Raw genomic sequence first — 24,165 nt, 5'->3', positions numbered from 1 at the left:
CCTGCTCGGCCGCCAGACGCGCCGCTTCAGCTTCTTCCGCAGCGATGCGTTCGGCTTCCTGGCGCGCGGCTTCCTCCGCCGCGAGGCGCTCGGCTTCGGCCTGCTCGGCCGCCAGACGCGCTGCTTCGGCTTCTGCCGCAGCAATGCGTTCGGCTTCCCGGCGCGCGGCTTCTTCCGCCGCGAGGCGCTCGGCTTCCTGGCGCGCGGCTTCTTCCGCCGCGAGGCGTTCGGCTTCCTGGCGCGCGGCTTCTTCCGCCGCGAGGCGCTCGGCTTCGGCCTGCTCGGCCGCCAGACCCGCGGCGTCGGCATCGCCTTCCGCGGTGGATCCGGCCTCCACGAAGGGCAGACTGGCCTCTGGCAGTGCATCGCGCAGTGCCGCCATCCGTTCCGCCAGCGCCGTGAACACCGGCACCTGTGCGGGGCTTTCCTGCAACGCGCGGGTGGAGGCACGGACCGCCTCGGCAACCGCACCCAGCGCCGCGACGCCCTCGGCACCGGCGATCGCATGTGCCGCAAGCAGACGCTTGGCATAGCCTTCGGCAGGCGCGGTGAACGCGGTCACCGACGGCACCTCGGTCATGGCGAAGGCGCCATTCAGCGTATGCAGGGCCCGCACCAGCGCATCGGTGGCGACAGCTTCGCCGAAGCGCGCCTGCGCCAGCCAGGCATCGACGGTTTCCAGATGCCCACCCACCTCGGTGCCGAGGATCTCCAGCAGCACCGGATCGACCGCGACAACCCGCGTATCCGCTTCGGCAGCGGCCGCCGGCTCTTCCGTGGCCTCGACTTGCGCCGGCGTGGTCTGCGCCACCGGCGGCGCCGACATGACCACGTCCTCGCCCGCCGCCAGCCGGTCGGCGATGGCTTCCATCGCGGGAATGTCGATGGCGACCGCGCCTTCCCCGCGCAGGGCGGCATGCAGCTGCGGCAGCACGCCGCGCGCCTGGCCCACGTAGGCGACCACCGCGTGGCTGGCCGGACGCGAGCCGTCCAGTACGCGGTTGAGCATGTTCTCGACGTGCCAGGCGAATTCGCCCAGCACCTTGGCGCCGACCAGCCGGCCGCTGCCCTTCAGGGTGTGGAACACCCGACGGATCGGGCGCAGCGTGTCGGCATCGTCTGGCGTCAGCTTCCAGGCCGGCAGCAGGCCGTCCAGGTTGTTGATCTCGTCCTCGAATTCCTCGAGGAAGATCTCGCGGATCTCGTCGTCGATCTCGTCGCCGGCGGATTCGAAGCCGGCCGCCACCGCCACTGTCGCCGGGGCGACGCTGACCGCCACTTCGGCGGGCGCGGCAACGGGCTCCTCCTCGGCAACCACCTCGTCCTGGGCCTGCGCGGCGGGCTCGCCGGGCATGGCGTCGGCATCCTCGATGGCCCCGTCGGCCCCTGTATCCGACGCCGCGGCAGGCGCGGCATCCAGCGCGGGCGCAAGCTCGGGCAGCGGCCAGTAGTGCAGTGCCTCCAGACTGACGCGGGTTTTCTCCAGCAGGTCCAGGCGCTGGCCGTGCGGATCGTGCAGGGTCTCGAGGAAGTACTCCATGCTGGACAGGGCGTCGGCCAGGGTGTCCAGTTGGCGCCCGCCGGGCACCTGCGCGCGGTCGATCAGCTCGACCTGGGCGTAGCGGCGCAGTGCCTCCAGATAGCCCGCCGGTTCCGGGCGCTCGAGCATCCGCATCGCGCCCGCCACTTCGGCCAGCAGCCGCGGCACCGATTCCAGCGCGGAATGGCTCCAGTCGGTTTCGACGAAAGCCACGAACGCATTGCGCACTTCCGCGAAATTGGTCACCGCCGCGCGCGTCAATGCGCCCATGACCTTGCGCGATTCCTGCGCCAGCAGGCCGCCGGCATCGCCCTCGGCGCTGCCGCTGCCGAGCTGGGCCACCTGGTCGTCCAGAGAATGGTCGATGTAGAGCAGCGCACCGGCGACTTCAAGCAGGTCGTTCTCCGCCGGCGGCCGCACGCCGCTGGCGATGTCATGGACGATCCGCCGCTGCTCCTGCACCACGCCGCGGGCGCTTTCCAAGCCCAGCATGCCCAGCGTATCGCCGATCCTGTCCAGCGCCTCCGCCTGCGCCTGCAGTTCCTGCACGTTGTCGCGACTGCCGCGCAGGTGCAGGTCGAGCGCATCCTTGACCTTCAGCAGGTCTTCCTTGATCGCCGTGGACACCGTGTCAAGCAGCGCGCGGTTGCGGCCCGCCAGGCTGCCGCGGGCGTGCTCCAACTCGGCCTCGGTCGGTGCCTCCAGCAGGCTGGGCAATGCTTCCTGCCCCAGCGCGGCGACGGCGCGGGCGGCGCGCAGTTCGTTGATCAGCGGCAGCAGCACGATGGGGATGTCGCGGTGCCCGCCCTGCAGGCGCTCCAGGTAGTCGGGCAGCTGCACCATGCCGCGCATCAGCACGGCCAGCGCCTCGTCGCGGTCGCCGGTGGCGCCGTCGCGCAGCGCGCTGGCCAGCTGCTCCATCTCGCCGGCCACCATCGCCGGCGCCTGCAGCTCCAGCATCTGCAGCGTGCCCTGCACCTGGTGCAGATGGCCCATGCAGGTGTCCATCGGCAGCGGGTCGCCGGGATTCTCGGCGAAGCCTTCGAGCTCGATCCGCGCCTGGCGCAGGGTCTCGTCGATCTCCGGCTTCACCCAGCCGAGCGCGGTGTGGTCGATCGCATCCCGCAACGCCGTGGTCATGCCGCAGCTCCGTCAAGGCCCGGCGACCCGGGGCTGGCCTGGAGGGTGTTGTTCATCCCGATCCCTGTGTTCCGGCCGGCGTCAGGCGGGCAGCTTGAAGTCGGCGACCGAACGGCGCAGGTCGGCGGCGAGCTGGGCCAGGTTGCCGATCGACTCGGCGGTCTGGCTGGCGCCCTGCGAGGTCTGCGCGGTGATCGACTGGATGGTGTTCATGGTCTGGGTGATGTTGGAGGCCGCGCTGGACTGCTCCTGCGCCGCCACCGAAATGCCTTCAATCAGGCCCGACAGGTCGGACGACACCTTTTCGATCTCGCCCAGCGCGGTACCCGCATCCTCGGCGAGGCGCGCACCGGCGACCACTTCCGAAGTCGTCTGTTCCATCGACGACACCGCTTCGTTGGTATCGGCCTGAATGGTCTGGACCAGCGACTCGATGCGCTTGGTCGCGCTGGAGCTGCGTTCCGCGAGTCGCTGCACTTCGTCGGCCACCACCGCGAACCCGCGGCCCGCCTCGCCGGCCGACGCCGCCTGGATGGCCGCGTTCAGCGCCAGGATGTTGGTCTGCTCGGAAATGTCGTTGATCAGTTCCACGATCGAGCCGATTTCCTGCGAGGACTCGCCCAGCCGCTTGATGCGCTTGGAGGTTTCCTGGATCTGGTCGCGGATGCTGTCCATGCCGGCGATCGTCTGGCGCACCACGCCCGCACCGTTGGTCGCGATCTGCACCGAGCGCCGCGCCACCTCGGCGGAGTCGGCGGAGTTGCGCGACACCTGGTTAATGCTGGAGGCGATCTCGTTGATGCGGTCGGTGGCGGAGTTGATTTCCTGCGCCTGGTGCTCGGCGGCATCGGCCAGGTGCATGGCGGTGGCCTGGGTTTCCTGCGCGCTGGCCGCGACCTGCACCGAGGTGTCGTTGATGGTGGCCACCAGGGTGCGCAGCTGCTCCACCGCGAAGTTGATCGAGTCCGCGATCGCGCCGGTCATGTCCTCGGTCACGGTCGCCTTCACGGTGAGGTCGCCTTCCGCGAGCGAACCCATTTCGTCCAGCAGGCGCATGATCGCCTCCTGGTTGCGGTCGTTCAGTTCCTTGGTGGTCTGGTAGCGCACGCGCTGGGCGCGGTTCAGGGCCCACAGCAGGCCGGCGATGGAGACCAGCGCCAGCAGGCCGGAAAGGATGCTCACCCAGACGCCGCCGATGATGCTGGTGTCCTTCAAGGAACCGAACTGGGTGAAGGAGGAGAACAGGCGCTCGCTGTCGGTCAGCAGCTTGTCCGAACCGCTGGCCAGCGCCGAGGCGGAGGCCTGTGCGCCGATGAGCTTGCGCGAATCACCGACGATCGCGTCGAGGTCCTTCTTCATCCCCTGCCACAGCGTGTTGGACTGGCCGAGCGGGCCGATCGCGCCGGCCGCGCTGACCTTGACGATGTCGGCGCTGCCGTTGATCAGCGCGTTCATCTGCCGGTCGAAGACCGCGGCGTCGCGACCCAGCGCGTTCGCCGCCACCTGGGCGCCGTCGCCGCCGGCGCGCAGCTCGGCGATGCGCTGCGCCATGCGCGAACTGATGTTGGCCTGCTGCAGCGCCGCGCTCACCTGCGCGGAATTGGCGCCGCCGGAAACCAGGCCGCGCAGCACCTCGTACAGCTGCGCCTGCAGCTGCGGCACCTTGCCGGTGAAGCTGTCGGCGCGGCCGGCCAGCGCCAGCACCGCCTGCTGCGAGCCCAGCACTTCCTCGGCGCGCTTGGTCAGCGGCGTCCAGGTCTCGGTGACGGTGCGGATCGGCGCCGCCACGTCGGCGGCGTCGCCAAAGCGGTCGTTCAGCCACTTGATGTCGCCGTCGATTTCTTCCTTGGTCGCCTTGAACGCCTCGAACGCCTGCACATTGCCGTCGATCGCTTCCCGGCCCTGGTTGGCCAGGCGCTGCGAGTTCAGCTGCAGGCGCGATGCCGCGGAGCTGGCGCCGCCAAGCCGCGAGGCCTTGGTGGTGGCGTACAGGGTGTTGCCGGCGAACACCACCAGCGAGCCGATCAGCAGCCAGATCCAGAAGTTGGTGCTGAGATTGCGGCCCTTGCCGGCGGCGGAATCCATCAAATTGCTCATTGTGCGACCTCGGCTTACTTCGGAGTTCCGCGTTTAGGCGGCGGCTTGTCGGAATTCGGGGGTGCGGGCCAGGCGTTCGAGGCTGAACACGCCCCAATCCTGGCCGTTCATGCGGTAGGCGCGATCGACGAAATGGGCGTAGCGGCCATCCGCGACCGCGTTGGCGTCGATGCCATGCTCGTCGACGAAGCTGCGCTGGCCGTAAAGCTCGTCGATGGTGACGGCCACGTCGCCGCCCGGCTGGCGCACCACCAGCACGCGCTGGCGCTCGTGCAGCACGGTGCGCTCGCCGTCGAGGAACTGCTTGAGGTCGACCACCGGCAGCAGCGCGCCGCGGATGTTGGCCACGCCCAGCATCCACGGCTGCGCGCCGGGGACATGGGTCAGCGACGGCATCGGCAGGATTTCCACCACTTCATCGAAGCCGGAAGCCAGCCGGTGCGCTCCGACGCGATAGGCCACGCCGCGCCACAGGCCGGGGGCATCCAGCTGTTCCGGCAGGCCGGCAACGTGGGCAAGGCTGCGCTGTTCGTAATCGGCCAGCACCAGGAACGGCGAACGCCTCTCGCCGCTGGCAGGCTGTACCCATTCCGGGGCGGCAGCGGGAGCGCCCACGGGCACCGGCCCGGCTGCATCTAGATCCTCGTGCGCACCCGCGGAGACGACTGGCTCGGACCGCTCCTCTTCCGCGTCGTCGCCTGCGTCCTCGTCGTCATCCACCGCTGCGGCTGCGGCCAGCGAGGTGGCCGCCGGCACCGCTGCGGCCTGCTGCGGGCGGAACTTGTGCTTGTGCTTGCCGCGCTTGGCCATCGGTCAGCGCCCGAGCAGTGCGTCGATGCGCGCGACCAGTTCGCTTTCGCGCGGCGGCTTGACGATGTAATCCCGCGCGCCCTGGCGCATGCCCCAGACGCGATCGGTTTCCTGACCCTTGGTACTGATGATGAGTACCGGGATATGGCTGGTGTCGGCATCGCGGGTCAACGCGCGGGTCGCCTGGAAGCCGTTCATGCCGGGCAGGATGATGTCCATCAGCACCAGGTCGGGCTTGTCGCGCTTGCAGCTGGCGATGCCGTCCTCCGCGTTGGCGGCGGTGGTGACCTGGTGGCCGTTGCGTTCCAGCAACTGGACCATGACCGCGGCTTCGGTCGGCGAATCCTCGATCAGCAGAATGCGTGCCATTGGTGCCCTACCCCCCGGTCAGGCGTTGACGTACGTGCGGATGGCGCCAAGCAGTTCTTCCCGCGTGAACGGCTTGGTCAGGTATTGCTCGGAGCCGACGATACGGCCTCGGGCCTTGTCGAACAAACCGTCCTTGGATGAAAGCATGATCACCGGCACGCTTTTGAAGGTCTGGTTGTTCTTGATCAGCGCGCAGGTCTGATAGCCATCCAGCCGCGGCATCATGATGTCCACGAAGATGATCTGCGGGGCGTGGTCGGCGATCTTCGACAGTGCCTCGAAGCCGTCGGTCGCGGTGACTACCTCGCAGCCCTCGCGCGCGAGCAGGGTCTCCGCCGTGCGGCGGATCGTCCTGGAATCGTCGATGACCATCACCCTCAAACCCTTGAGGCCGATATCGGAATCGTCCTGCGGCGCCATGTAGTCCCCTTGCGCGATTGCCAACCGCCGCGTCTGCGCGCGTTGCGGACCACCTTTATCCAAGTCCGCGCGCGATGTGTCAAGCGCCGCAATACCGCTGCGGATGGGTGGGCACCGGCGCCTGCTACCATCCGCCCACCCCGCCGATGGATGTGCAGATGACGGCAGCCGCAGCGCTTGACGTGGTGGTCGTGATGGACCCGATCGGGTCGGTCAGGATTGCCAAGGACTCCACCTTCGCCATGCTGCTGGAAGCGCAGCGGCGCGGGCACCGGCTGCATTACGTGCGGCCCGGCGGCCTGTCGGTGCGCGGCGCGCGCGCGGTGGCGGCCGCGGCCGCGCTGCAGGTGCGGGACGTACCGGGCGACCATTTCTCGCTGACCGACTGGACCGAACTGGAATTCGGACCGGGCCAGGCGGTGCTGATGCGCACCGACCCGCCGGTGGACGCGGACTACCTGCACGACACCCAGATCCTCGACCTGGCCCGGCTGCAGGGCGCGCTGGTGGTGAACGACCCGCGCGGCCTGCGCGATTTCAACGAAAAGCTCGCCGCCCTGTTGTTCCCGCAGTGCTGCCCGCCCACGCTGGTGAGCCGCGACGCCGCCGCGCTGAAGGCCTTCGTGGGCGAGCATGGCGATGCCGTGCTGAAGCCGCTGGACGGCATGGGCGGGCGCTCGATTTTCCGCGCCAGCGCAGGGGAGGCCAACCTCAACGTGATACTGGAGACGCTGACCGAGGGCGGCCGCCACCTGGCGATGGCGCAGCGCTACCTGCCGGAGATCGCGCAGGGCGACAAGCGCATCCTGCTGGTCGACGGCGAGCCGGTGGACTACTGCCTCGCCCGCATTCCGCAGGGCGACGAGTTCCGCGGCAACCTTGCTGCCGGCGGCCGCGGGGAAGGCCGCCCGCTGAGCGAGCGCGACCGCTGGATCGCCGCGCAGGTGGGGCCGGAGATGCGCCGCCGCGGGATGCTGTTCGTGGGCCTGGACGTGATCGGGGACTACCTCACCGAGGTCAACGTCACCAGCCCCACCTGCATCCGCGAGCTGGACGCGCAGTTCGGGCTGAACATCGCCGGCCAGCTGTTCGAGCGCATCGAGGCGCTCGCCGGGCGCTGATGCCGGCAGCCGTGGCCGCCCCCGTTCCCGCCCCGCCCCGCATCGGCGAAACCGATCGGCTGCGCGCGACCTTCGTGCTGTCCGTGCTGCTGCACGCGCTGGCGGTGTTCGGGATCGGCTTCGCGATGGAGGACGCCGCGCCGCTGCTGCCCACGCTGGATGTGATCCAGACCCGCACGCAGACGCCGCTGACCCCGGCGCAGGCGGACTTCCTGGCCCAGGCCAGCAACCAGGGCGGCGGCGAACGCGACCGCAGCACCCGCCCCAGCGCGCCGCAGGCCGGCCCGCTGCCGCAACCCGAGGACGGCTTGGCGCCGCGCCCGCTGCGCGCGCAGACGCCGGCGCCCAGCCCGCCGCCGCAGACGCGGGTGGTCGCTTCGGCCAATGGCGACACCGCGATGCCGACGCCGCAGGCGCGTCCGGAAACCCCTCCGGACGATGCCCAGCGCGGGCGCGAGAAGATCGAACGCGACATCGAGATGGCGCGGCTGGCCGCCGAGATCCAGCTGCGCTCGGTGGAATACGCCAAGCGCCCCAAGCGCAAATTCGTCTCCGCCAGCACCCGCGAATACGCCTGGGCCCAGTACCTGCGCGGCTGGGTGGACCGGGTGGAGCGCGTCGGCAACCTGAACTATCCGGACGAGGCGCGCCGCCGCCGCATCGGCGGGCTGGTGGTGATCAGCGTGGGCGTGCGCCGCGACGGCAGCGTGGAGAGCGTGCGCATCATCCGCTCCAGCCGCATCCCGATGCTGGACGAGGCGGCGCTGCGGATCGTCAAGCTGTCGGAGCCGTTTGCGCCGTTGCCGAAGACCAGCGAAGACCCGGACGTGCTCCACATCACCCGCACCTGGCAATTCATGCCGGGCGGCGAGCTGGTGGATCGCTGAGGCGCAGGCGCCCGGGCTACCGCGTTTACCTGTACAGGCAGTCGATGATCCGGTTCTCGGCCTCGACCAGCGTTTCCAGCCCTTTTTCCCAGATCCCGCCGCTCTGCGCCAGCGGTCCGTAGGCGGGCGCGCCGTCGTCCGCCTCTTCCGCCACCTCGAACGCGGACTCGGACAGCTGGAAGAAACCTTCGCCCACGTCCAGGCGCAGCTGGCTGCGCAGGATCCGGCTGGCGAAGCTGGCGCGGAAGCGGGTCAGCACCTCGGCCTGCACGGCGCCCTGGGCGGCATCGGTCGACGTCGCCGCGATGCCCTGTGCGGACAGGCAGGCCGGCACGCGCGCCAGCAGCTGCGCCTGCGTCAGCGGCAGCACGTACTGGGTGGTCGTCATGGACAGGATCGGGCGCGCTTCCTGGCCGGTGGCCACATTCAGGGTGCGGCCATTGAACGGCACCTCCTCGGCGGATGCCGGCAATGCGGCCAACGCCGCACCCAGCATCAGAATCCAACCCTTCACATCGCCTCCTGTGCCAGTGGAACCCACCGGCAGGATAGCCAAAAGTCAGGATTGGCGTGGCCGCCCGGCATCACGCTGGACGCGCTGCTGGGCGAGGGTCAGGGCCACGTCGTTGCGCAGGTAGGCCGGTTCGGCGCATTCCGGGGCGATGCCGCCGCCCGCCGCGAACACCGGCGCGGCGAGCCGTGCGACGTCCGCCGCACGCGGCAGCGCGCGCGCATCGACGGCCGCCAGCCGGCCGTGCAGGCGCAACTGCAGCGCCCCATCGGCCGCGGCGAAGCCGGTGCCCGCGCCGCACCAGCCGTCGCCTGCCGGCAGCGGCGCCGCGTCCGGCCTGACCACCACTTCCTCCGCCAGCGCCGCCAGCCCGTCGCCCTCGCGCGCGAAAGCGCCCAGATAGACCTCACCCATGCGCGCGTCGATGGCGGCGAGGCGGCGCTCGCCACCCGCCTGCATCGCCAACGCCGCCAGCGTGGACACCGGCAGCACCGGCAGATCCAGCCCCAGCGCAATGCCTTGGGCGATGGCAATGGCCAGGCGCACGCCGGTGAACGCCCCCGGGCCGCGGCCCACGGCGATGGCATCCAGCTGCGAGCGCGCGACGCCGGCCTCGGCCAGCAGCGCCTGCGCCCACGGCAGCGCCAGTTCGGTGTGCCGGCGCGGCGCCACCTCGAAGCGCTCGAGCACCCGCCCATCGACGTACACGGCGACCGAGCAGGCCTCGGTGGAGGTTTCGAAAGCGAGCAGTCTCATCGCTCAATTATCCGCGAAGAACGCCCGCACATCGCTCAGCTCGCGGGTGATCGGCAGCGGCGGCAGCGATTCCAGGAAAGTGCGGCCATAGGTCTTGCCCAGCAGGCGCGGGTCGCACAGCACCAGCACCCCGCGGTCGGTCTCGGTGCGGATCAGCCGGCCGGCGCCCTGCTTGAGCGCGATCACCGCCTGCGGCAGCTGCTCGTCGCGGAAGGGGTTGCCGCCGGCGCGGCGGATCGCGTCCAGCCGCGCTTCGAACACCGGATCGTCGGGCGCCGCGAACGGCAGTTTGTCGATCACCACCACGCTCAGCGCGTCGCCGGCCACGTCCACGCCTTCGCGGAAGCTCGCGGTGCCCAGCAACACGCCGTTGCCGGACTCGCGGAAGCGCTGCAGCAGCACGTGGCGCGGCTCGGTGCCCTGCACGAACAGCGGCCACGGGCTGCCTTGCAATGCCTCGGCAGCCTCGCGCAGCGCGCGGTGCGAGGCGAACAGCAGGAACGCACGGCCGCCGGAGGCATCCAGCACCGGACGCAACGCATCCAGCAGGGCGCTTCCGAATTCGCGCGAGGCCGGCTCCGGCAGGCCCCTCGGCAGGTAGCACAGCGCCTGCCGGTCCCAGTCGAACGGGCTGGGTTCGAGCAGCTCGCGGGCATCGTCGATGCCCAGTCGCTGGGCGACGTGGTCGAAACGCCCGGCCACTGCCAGCGTCGCCGAGGTGAAGACCCAGGCCGCATTCGAGGCCTCGCGGTGCGCGCGCAGCGGCGCCGCCACGTCCAGCGGGGTGCGCTGCAGGCGGAAACCGCGCGGGGTAAGTTCGTACCAGTGCACCGAAATGGTGTCAGGGACATTTTTCTCCCCCGACGCGTTCCCGGAAAATGTCCCTGACACCATTTCACCCAGCCAGCGCTGCAGCCGGGCCAGTTGGTCCTGCGCCCGCGCATGGCAGGCATCGAAGCCGGGCGCAGCCTGGCGCAATGGCGCCACCGCCTCCGACAGCGCCCGCAGCGACTGTTCCAGCGCCTGGAACGCCGGCTCGATGTCGACCTCGTCCAGGGCCCGCCAGGCGGTGCCGCGCAGCGGCAGGTTGTCCATCGCCGCGCGCAGCGCGCGCGCGGCCTGTTCGATGTCGCGTGCCGGTTGCTGTACTGCGGCCAGCGCACCCGGGACTTCCTTGCATTCGGCAACGGCATCGCGCGCCAGCTCCACCAGCGGGCGCGCGCCCAGGCCTTCGCCGAAGAACTGCGCGGCCAGCTCGGGCAGCTGGTGCGCCTCGTCGACCACGAACGCCTGCGCGCCCGGCAGGATCTCGCCGAAGCCCTCCTGCTTCAGCGCCAGGTCGGCCAGCAGCAGGTGGTGGTTGACCACCACCAGGTCGGCCGCCTGCGCGCGCTGGCGCGCCTGCACCACGAAGCACTCGCTCCAGAACGGGCATTCGGTGCCGAGGCAGTTGTCGGCCGTGGAGGTCACCAGCGGCAGCAGCGGCGAATCCTCGGCCAGCGACTCCAGCTCCGCCATGTCGCCGCTGCGGGTGCGCCCGCTCCACGCCACCACGCGCTGGAACTGGCTGACCTGCTCGCGGCTGGTGAAGCGCGGCTCGCCCTTCGCGTGTTCAAGCCGATAGCGGCACAGGTAGTTGGCGCGCCCCTTCAGCAGCGCGGTCTTGAGGCCGACGCCCAGCGCATCGCGCACCCGCGGCAGGTCGCGCAGGTAGAGCTGGTCCTGCAGGGCCCGGGTGCCGGTGGAGACGATGGTCTTCATCCCCGACAGCAGCGCGGGCACCAGGTAGGCATAGGTCTTGCCGGTGCCGGTGCCCGCCTCGGCCAGCAGCACCTCGCGGCGCTCGAACGCGTCCGCCACCGCCACCGCCAGCCGCTGCTGCGCCGGGCGCGGCCGGAAGCCCGGCAGCACGCGGGCGAGCGCGGCGTCCTCGCCCAACGTCTGGTGGACCGCCCGCCCCAACCGCGTGCCCGGTTGTTCCGCCGGATTCACTGCACCGGCCGCGGCTGCGGCGCGTCGGCCGGCGGCACCTGCTTCGCCGGATCGCCACCGCCGAAGAAGTCACGGATCGCCTGACCGGCGCGCTCGAGCGGGTTCAGCGACTCGTCCCCCGGCGGCAGCGGATTGCCGAACTCGTCCAGCTCCGGCGGCGGCACGTACGGGCAGGGCTGGTAGGGCGGCGCGTAGCCGGCCACGAACGGCAGGTGGCGCGCGCCGGGGCAGTCGCCATCGGTGCTCTGGCCGTCCAGCACCCAGCGCCAGTCGATGCCCTCGCTGGACAGCCGCAGCGGTGCGCTGGGCAGGCGCGCGAAGATATCGGACCAGACCCGCATGCCACCGGTGGCCCCGTACAGACCGGTGGACTGGTTCTGATCGTTGCCCACCCAGACCACCGCCAGATGGTCGCCGGTGTAGCCGGCGAACCAGCTGTCGCGGCCATCGTTGCTGGTGCCGGTCTTGCCGGCCGCCGACAGCCGGCCCAGCCCGTCGCGCACCAGTGCGTTGCCGGTACCGGAGGTCACCGCGTACTGCAGCGCGCTGCCGACCAGCCGCGCCGCCACCGCATCGCCCTTCTGCGCCGGCGGGGCATCGCTGTCGTAGCGCTTGATCGTGCGCCCGTTCGGATCCAGCACGCCGCGCACCGCGTGCAGCGGCTGGATCTCGCCGCTGGAGGCGAGGAACTGGTACAGCTGCGCCATCGCGTACGGACTCTGGTCGACGGCACCGAGGATGAGCGAGGGCTGCGCCTCGGACTCGATCCCGGCCAGGGTGCGGATCAGCGCCGCCAGCCGCTGCGGCTGCACCTCCATGCCCAGCCGCACCGTGGCCTGGTTGTAGCTCTGCGCCAAGGCGTCCATCAGGCGCACGTCGCCGTGGCTGCGGCCGTCGGAGTTGCCGGGCTTCCACGTCCGCCCGCGGCCCAGCCCGACGGTGACCGGCGCGTCGCTGATGATGCTGGCCAGCGACCACTTCTCCGGCTGCGCCAGCGCCAGCAGGTAGACGAAGGGCTTCAGCAGTGAGCCGACCGGGCGCCGCGCGTCGACCGCGCGGTTGAAGCCGGGCTCGGTGAACTCGCGGCTGCCCACTACCGCCAGCACGTCGCCGTTGTGCACGTCGGTTACCACCAGCCCGGCCTGCAGCGGCGGCCGGCCCTTGGTGGACAGCGCCTTGAGCGTGCGCGCCACCGCGCCCTCGGCGTAGCCCTGCGCGGAAGGCGACATGCCGGTCATCACCGACAGCCCGGCGCCCGAGAGCCTGTCGGCCGGGTAATCGCGCGCCAGCTGCTTGCGCACCAGGTCCACGTAGGCGGGGAAGCGGTTGGCGGCCAGGTTGCCGGCGTTGGCGGTGACGCCAAGGGGCGCCTTCACCGCGCGGCGGTATTCGGCATCGTCGATCAGGCCGGTTTCGTGCATCTCGCCCAGCACGAAATTGCGGCGCTCCAGCGCGCGCTCCGGATTGCGCCGCGGGTTGTACCAGGACGGCCCCTTGACCATGCCGATCAGCAGGGCGATCTGTTCGGACGACAGGTCCTTCAGTTCGCGCCCGAACCAGAACTCCGAAGCCGCCGCCACGCCGCGGATCGCCTGCGCGCCGCGCTGGCCGAGGTCGACCTGGTTGAAGTAGGCCTCGAGGATGGTGCGCTTGTCGTAGCGCGCCTCCAGCAGCAGCGCGAACAGGATTTCCTTGGCCTTGCGGGTGTAGGTCTGCTCCTTGCCGATGCCGAGCAGGCCGCTGCGCGCCAGCTGCTGGGTCAGCGTGCTGGCGCCCTGGCGGGTGTCGCCGCCCGACTTCACGTTCACGAAGACCGCGCGCAGCATGCCGCTGAAATCGATGCCGATGTGGTGGTTGAAGTCGCGGTCCTCGACCGCCTGCAGGCCGGTGACCAGCAGCTCGGGAACCTCCTCGATCCGGACCAGCCGGCGCTCTTCCTGGTTCTGCCCGTACAGGGTGGCGATGCGCGCCGGATCAAGCCGCGCGCTGCGAAGCGCGCGCTTGGCCTGGGTGTCGCGGATGGCCGCCACCCGCCCGCTGGACAGGGTCACCTCCAGTACCGCCGGCGCCACCCGCCCATCGACGTCGTTGTAGCCGCGGCTGGAAATGCGCCAGCGCGCCCCGTTGCGGTCGTAGGTCCCGGCGCGGCGACCGTCGCCGTCCCTGTAGGACGCGGCGTCCAGCTCGGTCTTCAGGGTCTGGGCGTCCATCGCCAGGCCCTGCCGCAGGACCAGCGGCCGCGCGTACACGCGGGTGGGGACCTGCCAGCGCAGTTTGCCGAAGCGCTCGCCCACCTGGTGGTTGAGGTATAGCAAGTAAGGAATCAGGAAGCCCAGCAGCAGCGCCGCCGCGGCCAGCGTCCAGACCAGCAGCCGCCGGCGCCAGCCGGAACCGCCGCCCGCATCGCCGCCATCGTCCTCTTCGTACAGCTCGTCTTCTTCGTCTTGGATGCGGGGCATTGGCTGGCGGTTGGCCGCTGGATGCGACAATGGCGATGGCCCCGAGTCTAGCGCAGCCGCACATGGGGCCATGTGCGGGTTTCCCCGATTCTTGTGCAGGAGTTCAGCCGCATGCCCGTCCCCGTCGAAGCGCGCTTCTGGATCCTGCGCGCGCTGGGCCTGTGGCGACGCGGCTGGGCCAGCCTGCGCACGCGCGGACTGGGTGCCACCTGGCGTCGGCTGGCGCTGCAGCTACGGCGCACACCGGCTGGCGGCAGTGCGCTCTTCCTGCCGCCGGCCACGCCGTTCGCGCCGTTCGCGGTGCCGTCTGCGGACGCGCCGCGGGCCAGCCTCGTCATCCCGGTCCACGGCGCGTTCGCGCACACCCTGGCCTGCCTGCGCGCGATCGCCGCGCATCCGCCGCTTGCGCCGTTCGAGGTGGTGGTGGTGGACGACGCCTCGCCCGACGATTCGCTGGAGAAGCTGCGCGCCATCGGCGGCATCCGCGTGCATGCGCGGCCGGTCAACGGCGGTTTCATCGCCGCCTGCAACGACGGCGCGGCGCAGGCGCGCGGCGAGTTCCTGGTGTTCCTCAACAACGACACGGTGCCGCAGGAGGGCTGGCTGGATGCGCTGCTGGCCACCTTCGACGCGGTGGAGGACGCGGGGCTGGTGGGGGCGAAGCTGGTCTATCCCGACGGCCGCCTGCAGGAGGCGGGCGGGGTGGTGTTCGCCGACGGCAGCGGCTGGAACTACGGCCGTTTCGACCATCCGGACGGCTGCCGCTACGGCTACCTGCGCGATGCCGACTACCTCAGCGGCGCGGCGATCGCGATGCCACGTGCGCTGTTCCAGCGCCTCGGCGGCTTTGATGCGCGCTACGCGCCGGCCTATTACGAGGACACCGACCTGGCCTTCGCGGTGCGCGCCGCCGGCCTGCGCACGCTGTACCAGCCGGCGGCGACGGTGGTCCACGACGAGGGCACCACCGCGGGCACGAACCTCACTACCGGCCCTAAGGCGGCGCAGGTGCGCAATCGCCAGGTGTTCGCCGACAAGTGGCGGGACGCGCTGCGGCGGCAGCTGCCGCCGGGCACCGAGCCGACGCCGGCTGCGCTGCATCGCGGCCAGCGGCAGATCCTGCTCATCGACGCGCTGACGCCGCAGCCGGACCGCGACTCCGGCTCGCTGCGGCTGGTGGAACTGATGCGCCTGCTGATCGAAGAAGGCGCGCACCCGGTGTTCCTGCCCGCGGGCGGCAAGCCGGACGGCGACTACACGCGCGCGCTGCAGGCGCTGGGGGTGGAGTGCTGGCACGCGCCGGAGGCGGCGCGGCTGCCGGCCTGGCTGCGCGAACACGGGCCGCGCTTCCACGCGGCGATGGTCAGCCGCCACTACATCGCCCGCGAATGCATGCCGCTGCTGCGCCGCTACGCCCCGCAGGCACGGCTGCTGTTCGATACCGTCGATCTGCACTACCTGCGCGAACGCCGCGCCGCGGAACTGGCCGGCGATGCCGCCGCTCGGCGCGCGGCCGACCGCACCCGCGCGCTGGAGCTGGCCCTGATCCGCGAAGCCGACGCCACCCTGGTGGTCAGCGAGGTGGAGCGCGCGCTGCTGGCGCGCGAGGCGCCGGGTGCGCGGGTGGAGATCCTGTCCAACCTGCACCGGCCGGCGCCGGCAGGCCCCGGCTTCGCGGCGCGCCGCGACCTGCTGTTCGTTGGCGGCTTCCGCCATCCCCCGAACGTGGATGCGGTGCAGTGGTTCGTCGAGGCGGTGCTCCCGCAGGTGCGCGCCGTGCGTCCGGACATCGCTTTCCACTGCATCGGCGGCGACGTGCCAGAGGCGATCGCGCGGCTTGACGGCGTTGCCGGCACGCGCATCCACGGTCACGTGCCGGACCTGCAGCCGTGGCTGGACGGCTGCCGCGTGTCGGTGGCGCCGCTGCGCTTCGGCGCGGGCGTGAAGGGCAAGGTCAACCAGGCGATGGCGCACGGCCTGCCGGTGGTCGCCACCGGCTGCGCGGTCGAAGGCATGCACCTGCGCGAGGGCAGCGACGTGCTGGTGGCCGACGCTGCCGAGGCGTTCGCGGCCGCGGTGCTGCGCCTGCACGACGACGAGGCGCTGTGGACCCAGCTGGCCGCGCACGGCCGCGCCAACGTGGCCCGCCATTTCTCCGCCGACGCCGCGCGCCCGGTGGTGCGGAGCCTGTTCCTGGACTGAGCGGCCCTGCGCGCGATGAGGCGCAGCTGCGACGGGCCGGCGGACCATCGCGGGACCCCGCATCGCTCCCGGACGGACTTCGGCACCACCTTTGCAATCGGGATTCCAGCCGCACCGGGTCGCCGCGGGCGACCACCGGAAACACCGGCTGCGCCGCTACCGCACCTTCTTCAGTCGCGCCGCGAATTCGCCGAGCCCGGGCGTTTGCGGGTCCAACGCGCGGGCCTGCTCCAGCGCCCGCCGGGCATCGACCGCGCGGCCCGCTTCGAGGCGCTCGATGCCGACCGCGATCCAGCGCTGCGCCAGCCGTCGCCGCGCCGCCGCCACGCCCTCGTCGGACGGCGCCAGCTGCCGCCATGCATCCAGACAGACCAGCGCGCGACCAAGGTTGTTGTCGCGCAGGGCATCGGCATTGCATTCGCCTGCAGCCGCCAATAGCGCCGTCGACGCCCGCAGCACGCGCGGATCACGCGGCGCCAGCGAACGCGCCTCGCGCAGGCGATCCCAGGCGCTGTCACCGGGGGGCGTGAGCCAGTCGCCACGGGCGCGGGCACGCTCCATCTGCTCCAGCAGCCGGGCCACGCGGGCACTGTCCCGCGGGCCGGTGCCGGCAGTCGCGGCGCCCGCTTCGCTGCGCTGGGTACGGCGCGCCTGCCGCTGCGCCCGCTGCAGGCGCGTGGCGTCCACGCCCGCTGCCTCGGCCAGTGCCAACAGGCGCCCGGCCCTCGCCGCGGGCGCAGTGGCCACCGCGCGCACCAGCGCTTCGCCCAGCGGCGCGGCGCAGGCCTCCGGCAGCGGCCCTGCCTGCAGCTGGCGCAATTCGGCGCAGGCCCGCGCCGCGGCCTCCAGCCGGCCGCGTGCCAGCTGCTGGCGGAGGCGTTGGCCGCGCACTTCCAGCGCGCGCGCCAGGCCGGCGTGCAGCGGCGGCAGCGCGGCGTGGCCGGGGTCGAAGCTTTCCGCGCGATGCAGCAGTTCCGCCGCCTGCAACAACTCGCCGCGCGCCAGCATTCCAGCTGCCGGCTTCAGCAGGTCTTCCAGCGCATCCTCGCGCCCTTCCAGCGCCGGCTGGCTGCGCGGCTGCGCCTGCAGCACCTGCTGGTAGAGCGGCAGCGCGGCGGCTGGCCCATCGTCCAGATGGCCCGCGGCCTGCGCGGCGCGCGCGCGCGCCAACAGCTGTTCGATGCCGATGGCCCGGGCCTGCATCGCCTGCAGCCGGGTTTCCAGCGCATCCATGCGCGCCCGCGGCGCCTGCAGCTCCCGCGCCAGCCGCAGCGCGGCGTGCGCCCGCGCCGCATCGCCCGCCGCGACGGCGGCTTCGGCGCGCGCCAGCGCTGCCTGGGCCACCCGCGCCAGCCCGTCGCGGGCCTCCAGCTGGTCCGGCTGCAGCGCCAGCGCCGCTTCGAACAGTTCGCGTGCGCCGCCATCGGCCCCCGTGAGCCGGCCAGCCTGCAGCGCGACTTCCGCACGCTGGCGCAGTGCGTCGTAGCGCGGGTCCGGCCACAGCCAGCGGCCCAGCGCGTCGCGAAACGCGATCCCGCACGACAGGCCCAGCAGCAGGAGCGCGGCGCAGGCCAATGCGGCGATCCGCACCGGCCACGGCAGCGCCAGCCAGCGCGCCCGCACCGCTGCGCGTCGCGCCGGCACGGAAGCGAATCGCTTCATGCGCGCCGCGCGGACTCGACGCCTGGCAGCGACTCCAGCCGCGCCAGCAGCAGGCCAAGCTGTTCGTAATCGGACACCCGCGCCTGCAGGCGCACGCGCACCCGTCCGCTGCCACCACGCAACGGGTCGGTATGCAGCCCGACCGCATGCACACCGACTTGTGCCACCAGCGTGGTGATGTCCTTGAGCAGCCATTTGCGATCCACCGCCTCGATGCGGATCGCCACGTCCTGACCGCTGCGCCGCGCGCCCCACTCCACCGGCAGCACCCGCGCCGGCTCCTTGCCGGCCAGGCGCAGGAACGCGGCGCATTGCGGCCGATGCACGCTGACGCCGCGGGCGCGGGTGAGATAACCGACGATGGCCTCGCCCGGCAGCGGCTGGCAGCAACGCGCCACCTGCGCCAGAAGGTTGTCGACGCCCTGCACGGTGACCGCACCCGCGCCGACCGCAGCCGGCGGCACCGGCCTGGCCGGCAGTTGCGGAGGCAGGGGCGGCTCTGGCTCCTGCGCCGCCTTTTCCAGTTCCAGCAGCGCGCGGCCCACCTGATTGGGACCGACGTCGCCCAATGCCACCAATACCAGCAGGTCGTCTTCGGTCTGCGCGTTGAACCTGGCGAGCACCGGGGCGAGGTCGGCGCTCAGCAGGCCCATCCGGCGCAGGTCGCGTTCGAGCAGCTCCCGGCCTTCCTTCAGGTTCTGGGCGCGGTCCAGCTTGTTGAACCAGGCCCGCACCTTGTCGCGCGAGCGGCTGCTGGCCAGGAAGCCGGCGCTGGGCTGCAGCCAGTCGCGGCGCGGCGCGGCTTCCTTGCCGGTGAGGATCTCGACGCGTTGGCCGGTCTTCAGCACCTGGGTCAGCGGCACGATCCGGCCATCCACCTTGGCGCCGCGGCAGCGATGGCCGACCATGCTGTGGACGGCGTAGGCGAAGTCGAGCACGGTGCCGCCCTGCGGCAGGTCGATCACTTCGCCCTTGGGCGTCAACGCGTACACGCGGTCTTCGATCAGCTCGCTGTCGATGTCCTGCAGCGGCGCGGCCTCGCCTTCGCCCGCCGCCTCGGCGGCCTGCTCCAGCAGCTTGCGCATCCACGCGATGCGCTTGTCCATCGCCGCGCCGCCGGCGCTACCGCCCTCCTTGTAGCGCCAGTGCGCGGCCACGCCAAGCTCGGATTGCGCGTGCATCTCGCGGGTGCGGATCTGCACTTCCACGGTCTTGCCCTCCGGGCCGATCACCGCGGTATGCAGCGAGCGGTAGCCGTTGGGCTTTGGCCTGGCGATGTAGTCGTCGAATTCGCTGGGAATCGGCACCCACAGCGCGTGCACCAGCCCGAGCACGGCATAGCAGGTGGGAATATCGTCCACCAGCACCCGCAGCGCACGCAGGTCGTAGAGTTCCTCGATCGGCAGCGCCTTGCGCTGCATCTTCTTCCAGATGCTGTAGATGTGCTTGGGGCGCCCGGCCACGTCGGCGTCGATGCCCTGCCCGGCCACCGCGTCGCGCAGCTGCGCCCGCACCGCCTCGATGTAGCGTTCGCGGCCGGCGCGGTTGTCGTCCAGCGACTGCGCGATGCGCAAATAGTCTTCGGCCTGCAGCACCCGGAACGCCAGGTCCTCCAGCTCCCACTTCAGCTGCCAGATGCCGAGCCGGTTGGCCAGCGGCGCATGGATGTCGCGGGTCATCCGCGCCAGCGCGCGTTGTTCCTCGGCCGGCAGCCGCCATGCCGCGCGCATGCGCGAGAGCTGGCGCGCCAGCACGATGGGCACCACGCGCAGGTCGCGCACCAGCGCCAGCAGCAGCCGGCGCATGCCCTCGGGGTTGCGGCCGCCGCCATGGCTTCGGTGCAGCGCCCACACCCGGCTGGCGGCGCGCTGGCCCTCCAGCAGCACGTGCATGCGCTCCGGCACCTCCACCTGCGCCTGCGCCGCCAGCGCTTCGACATCGACCAGCGCGTCCAGCAGGGTGGCCGCCAGCACCTCGGCATCCGCGTTGAGCGAGGTCAGGATCGCCAGCGTGTCGGCCAGCACCTCGGGACGGTCGCGCATCGGCGCGCCGGCTTCGGCCTGCGTGCGCCAGCAGGCCGCCAGCGGTGCCGGCAGCGCATCGGCGGGCACGCGCGCCAGCGCGTCGGCCCAGGTGATGGTGGCGATGGCGGGAACGGACATGGATCTACAGTAACGGGGCGTACCTGAAGCGGCCAGCAGTCATCGCCGCGCCCCGCCTGCGCCAAGCCGTTCCACCCGCGCGGCCAGCCGCTTGGGCGAGACGCCGCCCTTAGCCCCCAGCTCCTGCGCGAACAGCGACACCCGCAGCTCCTCCAGCTCCCAGCGCAGCGCGCGGGCTTGCGGATCGGCCGGGTCGGCCGCGGCCAGCGCCTCGGCGAACGGCGCCAACTCCAGCATCCGCTGCTGGTCGCGCGCGGGATCGCGCTGGGCGCGTTCGGCGCGCAGCGACAGCGCCTTCAGCCAGCGCGGGTACTCCGCCAGCGCGGTGGCCGGCGTATCGCGCAGGAAGCCCGGCGCGGCCAGCGCCGCCAGCTGCGCCTGCATGTCGTCGAGGTTGGCGCGCGCCCAGCCGATCAGCTTCGACTCCAGCTTGGCGCGCACCTCCGCGACCAGGCCGAGGATGGTCTCCGCCTGCCGCAGCCGCTGCATGGCCTCGCCGAACAGTCCCTTGGCAAGGGCGTCGCGGCGCTGCGCGAAGGCCTCCGCATCGCGCACGCCCAGCAGGCCGTCGGCGGTGAGCGCCTCGAAGGCGCCGTCCACCAGGTCCGCGCGCAGGCGATCGGCGTCCTTCAGGCCATCCTTGCGAGGCGCTGCGGACTCGATCGCGGCATACAACAGCGAAATCTTCGGCTGCACCGGCAGCTGCTTGCGCGCCTGCTTGAGCTTGTCGGCCAGCGCGATGGCCAGCAGCCGCCGAACGCCCTGCGGATGCCGGCGTTCGGCCTCCTCGCGCTTCGCGTGCAGGGCCAGCGACACGCTGTCGCCATCGTCCTGCAACGCCGGATACGCCGGCACGCCGCCGGCGCCGGGCACCGACACGGGGATCGGCGTGTCGGGGAACGCGGTCAGTCCCGCCTGCGCCATGCCTTGCGCGGCGTGGCGGGCGAAGGCCTGCGCGGCGCGTTCGCCGAAGCGGACGCGTAGGTCGTCGAGGTCGCGCGATTCGGCCAGCACCGACTTGCCGTCCAGCAGGCGCAGGTTGGCGCGCAGGTGGGGCTCTATGCCGCCAGCATCGAAATCCAGCGCGGACACGTCCACGCCGGAGAGCTTCTTCAGGAACTTCGCCAGCGCGCCTTCGATGCTGTCGGCGTCCGGCTGCGCGAAGGCTTCCGCGAACGCGCGGGCGAAGTCCGGCGCCGGCACGAAGTTGCGGCGCAGCGCCTTCGGCAGCGACTTGATCAGCGCCGTCGCCTTGTCCTCCACGAAGCCCGGCGCCAGCCACGAGAGACGGGCGGCATCCAGCGCGTTGAGCAGGTGCAGCGGCACCGCCACCGTCATGCCGTCGTCCACCGCCCCCGGCTCGAAGCGGTACTGCACCGCCAGCCGCGCGTCGCCCAGCGCGATGTAGGCCGGGAAGCGCGCGGCGTCGGTCTGGTCGGCCACCAGCAGGTCGTCGCGCGACCATTCCAGCGCGGCCTTCTCGTCCTTCGACAACTTGCCGAACCACGCATCCAGCGCCTGCGCGTTGTGCACGTGCGGCGGCAGCCGGTCCAGGTACCAGCGCGCCTGCCAGTCCTCGTCCACCACCAGGCCGACCCGGCGCTGCTTGGCTTCCTCCTGCTGCGCCAGCGCCAGCGTGCGCAGGTTGCGGACGAGGAAGGCGCTGCGGGTGTTGATCTCGCCGGTCAGCAGCGCCTCGCGCACGAAGATCGCGCGGCTTTCCTCCGGGAACAGCGCGCCGTAGTGCACCGGCTTCTTCGGCGCCAGCACCAGCCCGAACAGGCTGATCTGCTCGCTGCCCAGCACCCGGCCCTGCGCGCGCGACCAGTGCGGGTCGTGATGGCGCCGCGCCAGCAGGTGCGGCAGCTCGGCGATCGCCCAGTCCGGCTCGATGGCGGCGTTGGTGATCGCCCACACCTTCTCGGTGTCCAGCAGCGTGGCCGACAGCAGCCACGGCGGCGGCTTGCTGGCCAGCCTGGAACCCGGGAACAGCTGGAACTTGCGGCCGCGCGGGCCGTCGTACATCCCCTTGTCGCCGCGATGGCCCAGCTGGGTGGGCAGGCCGGCGATCAGCGCGCGGTGGAGCGCTGCGTAGGAGGCCGCAGAAATGGTGTCAGGGACAGAATCTGTCCCTGACACCATTTCCCAGCCCAACTCCTCGCACTGCAGCTTCAGCTGGCGGTGCAGCTCCCACCATTCGCGCAGGCGCAGGAAGCCGAGGAAGTGCTTGTCCGCCCACTTGCGCAGCTGCGACTGCGTCATGTCCTCGTGCGCGGTGCGGTAGCCCTCCCACAGCTTCAGGATGCCGACGAACTCGGATTTCGCGTCGGCGAACTGCGCGTGCGCGGCATCGGCGGCGGCGCGGGCGTCGGCGGGCCGTTCGCGCGGGTCCTGGATGCCGAGGAAGCTGGCGATCACCAGCATTTCGCGCAGCACGCCGTGCGCATGGGCGGCCACCAGCATGCGCGCCAGCTTCACGTCCACCGGCAGCTTCGCCATCGTCCGGCCGATGGCTGTCAGCTTGCGGTCCGCATCGACCGCGCCCAGCTCATTGAGCTGCTGCCAGCCGTCGGCGATCGCCCGCGGATCGGGGGGTTCCAGGAACGGGAAGCTTTCGATGCTGCCCAGGCCCAGCGCCAGCATCCGCAGGATCACCCCGGCCAGCGCGGCGCGGCGGATCTCGGGGTCGGTGAACTCGGGGCGCGAGGCGAAGTCCGCCTCCGAATACAGGCGGAAGCAGGTGCCCGGCGCGATGCGGCCGCAGCGGCCGGCGCGCTGGTTGGCGCTGGCCTGCGACACCGGCTCGATGTGCAGCCGGTCCAGCTTCTGCCGCGGGCTGTAGCGCTTGACCCGCGCCACGCCGGGGTCGACCACGTAGTGGATGCGCGGCACCGTCAGCGAGGTCTCGGCCACGTTGGTGGCCAGCACGATGCGCCGCTGCGAACCCGGGTGGAACACGCGGTCCTGGTCCTTCGCGGACAACCGCGCGTACAGCGGCAGCACCTCGGTGTGGCGGTACTTGCGGCGCTCCAGCGCTTGGTGGGCCTCGCGGATCTCGCGCTCGCCGGGCAGGAATACCAGCGTGTCGCCCATGCCCCGCTCGCGCATGATCTCGTCGCAGGCGGCGACGATGCCGGAAATGGTGTCAGGGACAATTTCGCGGCGAAGGCGGCCACCGGCTTCGGTCCCATCGGAAATTGTCCCTGACACCATTTCTTCCAGCGGCCGGTAGCGCATCTCCACCGGATAGCCCCGCCCTTCCACGCTCACCACCGGCGCGCCGCCGAAGTGGGCGGCGAAACGCGCGGTGTCGATGGTGGCCGAGGTCACCACCAGCTTCAGGTCCGGCCGCTTCGGCAGCAACTGCTTGAGGTAGCCCAGCAGGAAGTCGATGTTGAGGCTGCGTTCGTGCGCCTCGTCGATGATCAGGGTGTCGTACTTCGACAGCCAGCGGTCGGTCTGGATCTCCGCCAGCAGGATGCCGTCGGTCATGAACTTGATCGCGGTCTGGTCGCTGACCGCGTCGTTGAAGCGCACCTGGAAGCCCACCGCGCCGCCCAGCGGCACCTGCAGTTCCTCCGCCACGCGCCGGGCGACCGAGCGCGCCGCGATCCGGCGCGGCTGGGTGCAGCCGACCATGCCGGCCGCGCCGCGCCCGGCCAGCAGGCACAGCTTGGGCAGCTGGGTGGTTTTGCCGCTGCCGGTCTCGCCCGCGATCACCACCACCTGGTGCTGGCGGATGAGTGCCACGATCTCGTCGGCGTGCGCGGCGATCGGCAACGTCGCGTCGACCTGGGCGGTGGGCAGCGCGACGACGCGGCGCTCACGTTCGGCGAGCGATGCTTGCAGCCTGCCCGTGAACGCCTCGCGCAGCGCGGCATCGCCCGGCTTGGCCTTCCAGCGCGCCCACAGGCCCAGCAGGCGGCCGCGATCGCGGGTCAGCGCACCCTCGATGTCGCGGCGGGCCCGATGCAGCGCGTCGGTACTCGCCGGCTTGATGTTCGATTGGTCAGACACCATGGTTCCAACAACGTGTT

General features: G+C 71.6%; 15 protein-coding genes. 3 read left to right on the top strand and 12 right to left on the bottom strand.

The annotated features are described in order from the left end of the window. The 5 genes from SPK54_RS07990 to pilG all read right to left on the bottom strand — a co-directional run. The coding region (locus SPK54_RS07990) for an Hpt domain-containing protein (protein ID WP_330947387.1) at positions 1 to 2,680 on the bottom strand (2,680 nt) is incomplete at its 3' end. A gap of 81 nt (positions 2,681 to 2,761) precedes the next feature. Continuing rightward, positions 2,762 to 4,777: a methyl-accepting chemotaxis protein gene (locus tag SPK54_RS07985; protein ID WP_330947386.1), complete on the bottom strand. Its 2,016-nt coding sequence runs from the start codon at positions 4,775 to 4,777 to the stop codon at positions 2,762 to 2,764. Between the two features lie 33 nt (positions 4,778 to 4,810). Continuing rightward, on the bottom strand, positions 4,811 to 5,392 hold the full coding sequence (locus SPK54_RS07980) for a chemotaxis protein CheW (protein ID WP_330947395.1): 582 nt from the start codon (positions 5,390 to 5,392) through the stop codon (positions 4,811 to 4,813). Positions 5,393 to 5,590: 198 nt separating this feature from the next. Then, positions 5,591 to 5,956 (bottom strand): response regulator, encoded by a 366-nt coding sequence (locus SPK54_RS07975; RefSeq protein ID WP_190281839.1) that lies wholly within the window; start codon positions 5,954 to 5,956, stop codon positions 5,591 to 5,593. Between the two features lie 18 nt (positions 5,957 to 5,974). Beyond that, positions 5,975 to 6,376, bottom strand: a complete 402-nt coding sequence (pilG, locus tag SPK54_RS07970) for a twitching motility response regulator PilG (protein ID WP_330947385.1) — start codon at positions 6,374 to 6,376, stop codon at positions 5,975 to 5,977. A gap of 158 nt (positions 6,377 to 6,534) precedes the next feature. Between pilG and gshB the strand changes: the two genes are divergently transcribed. After that, the gene (gene gshB, locus SPK54_RS07965) at positions 6,535 to 7,497 is read left to right on the top strand and encodes a glutathione synthase (protein ID WP_330947384.1); all 963 of its coding nucleotides are present in this window, start codon (positions 6,535 to 6,537) and stop codon (positions 7,495 to 7,497) included. Next, a complete protein-coding gene (locus SPK54_RS07960; RefSeq protein WP_330947383.1) occupies positions 7,497 to 8,384 on the top strand; it encodes an energy transducer TonB in 888 nt (295 codons plus the stop codon). The genes gshB and SPK54_RS07960 overlap by 1 nt, the downstream gene beginning before the upstream one ends. Positions 8,385 to 8,409: 25 nt before the next feature. On the opposite strand, the gene SPK54_RS07955 is transcribed toward SPK54_RS07960, so the two are convergent. The 4 genes from SPK54_RS07955 to mrcB are packed head-to-tail and all read right to left on the bottom strand — an operon-like array spanning position 8,410 to position 14,102. Next, the gene (locus SPK54_RS07955) at positions 8,410 to 8,898 is read right to left on the bottom strand and encodes a hypothetical protein (RefSeq protein WP_330947382.1); all 489 of its coding nucleotides are present in this window, start codon (positions 8,896 to 8,898) and stop codon (positions 8,410 to 8,412) included. 45 nt (positions 8,899 to 8,943) lie between these two features. Next, on the bottom strand, positions 8,944 to 9,651 hold the full coding sequence (gene tsaB, locus SPK54_RS07950; protein ID WP_330947381.1) for a tRNA (adenosine(37)-N6)-threonylcarbamoyltransferase complex dimerization subunit type 1 TsaB: 708 nt from the start codon (positions 9,649 to 9,651) through the stop codon (positions 8,944 to 8,946). A 3-nt stretch (positions 9,652 to 9,654) separates the two neighbouring features. Then, positions 9,655 to 11,613, bottom strand: coding sequence for an ATP-dependent DNA helicase (locus SPK54_RS07945; RefSeq protein WP_330947394.1), 1,959 nt, complete (start codon positions 11,611 to 11,613; stop codon positions 9,655 to 9,657). A gap of 26 nt (positions 11,614 to 11,639) precedes the next feature. After that, positions 11,640 to 14,102: a penicillin-binding protein 1B gene (mrcB, locus tag SPK54_RS07940; protein WP_330947380.1), complete on the bottom strand. Its 2,463-nt coding sequence runs from the start codon at positions 14,100 to 14,102 to the stop codon at positions 11,640 to 11,642. 111 nt (positions 14,103 to 14,213) lie between these two features. Between mrcB and SPK54_RS07935 the strand changes: the two genes are divergently transcribed. Continuing rightward, positions 14,214 to 16,304 carry a glycosyltransferase gene (locus SPK54_RS07935; protein ID WP_330947379.1) on the top strand — a complete coding sequence of 697 codons (2,091 nt, stop codon included), beginning with the start codon at positions 14,214 to 14,216 and terminating at the stop codon, positions 16,302 to 16,304. A 156-nt stretch (positions 16,305 to 16,460) separates the two neighbouring features. On the opposite strand, the gene SPK54_RS07930 is transcribed toward SPK54_RS07935, so the two are convergent. The 3 genes from SPK54_RS07930 to hrpA all read right to left on the bottom strand — a co-directional run bounded on the left by SPK54_RS07930 (position 16,461) and on the right by hrpA (position 24,127). Beyond that, entirely contained in the window at positions 16,461 to 17,966 is a 1,506-nt protein-coding gene (locus SPK54_RS07930) for a hypothetical protein (protein ID WP_330947378.1), read from the bottom strand. Next, complete coding sequence (locus tag SPK54_RS07925) at positions 17,963 to 20,008, bottom strand: bifunctional (p)ppGpp synthetase/guanosine-3',5'-bis(diphosphate) 3'-pyrophosphohydrolase (protein WP_330947393.1); 2,046 nt, start codon at positions 20,006 to 20,008, stop codon at positions 17,963 to 17,965. The genes SPK54_RS07930 and SPK54_RS07925 overlap by 4 nt, the downstream gene beginning before the upstream one ends. Before the next feature lie 159 nt (positions 20,009 to 20,167). Continuing rightward, positions 20,168 to 24,127, bottom strand: a complete 3,960-nt coding sequence (gene hrpA / locus SPK54_RS07920; RefSeq protein WP_330947392.1) for an ATP-dependent RNA helicase HrpA — start codon at positions 24,125 to 24,127, stop codon at positions 20,168 to 20,170. Between the last annotated feature and the right edge of the window lie 38 nt (positions 24,128 to 24,165).

It is taken from the genome of Thermomonas sp. LB-4 (assembly GCF_036409385.1).
Classification (GTDB): Bacteria; Pseudomonadota; Gammaproteobacteria; order Xanthomonadales; family Xanthomonadaceae; genus Thermomonas.
Note: the sequence above shows the minus strand (reverse complement) of the source record. Positions and strands in the feature narration are given on the sequence as shown.

What these genes read in the sequence shown, in the direction of transcription:
- SPK54_RS07935 (WP_330947379.1), top strand. Translation starts at nt 14,214, where the DNA reads ATGCCCGTCCCCGTCGAAGCGCGCTTCTGGATCCTGCGCGCGCTGGGC.
- SPK54_RS07985 (WP_330947386.1), bottom strand. Translation starts at nt 4,777, where the DNA reads ATGAGCAATTTGATGGATTCCGCCGCCGGCAAGGGCCGCAATCTCAGC.
- SPK54_RS07930 (WP_330947378.1), bottom strand. Translation starts at nt 17,966, where the DNA reads ATGAAGCGATTCGCTTCCGTGCCGGCGCGACGCGCAGCGGTGCGGGCG.
- gshB (WP_330947384.1), top strand. Translation starts at nt 6,535, where the DNA reads ATGACGGCAGCCGCAGCGCTTGACGTGGTGGTCGTGATGGACCCGATC.
- SPK54_RS07975 (WP_190281839.1), bottom strand. Translation starts at nt 5,956, where the DNA reads ATGGCACGCATTCTGCTGATCGAGGATTCGCCGACCGAAGCCGCGGTC.
- SPK54_RS07960 (WP_330947383.1), top strand. Translation starts at nt 7,497, where the DNA reads ATGCCGGCAGCCGTGGCCGCCCCCGTTCCCGCCCCGCCCCGCATCGGC.
- SPK54_RS07925 (WP_330947393.1), bottom strand. Translation starts at nt 20,008, where the DNA reads ATGCGCGACCGTCCCGAGGTGCTGGCCGACACGCTGGCGATCCTGACC.
- mrcB (WP_330947380.1), bottom strand. Translation starts at nt 14,102, where the DNA reads ATGCCCCGCATCCAAGACGAAGAAGACGAGCTGTACGAAGAGGACGAT.
- pilG (WP_330947385.1), bottom strand. Translation starts at nt 6,376, where the DNA reads ATGGCGCCGCAGGACGATTCCGATATCGGCCTCAAGGGTTTGAGGGTG.
- tsaB (WP_330947381.1), bottom strand. Translation starts at nt 9,651, where the DNA reads ATGAGACTGCTCGCTTTCGAAACCTCCACCGAGGCCTGCTCGGTCGCC.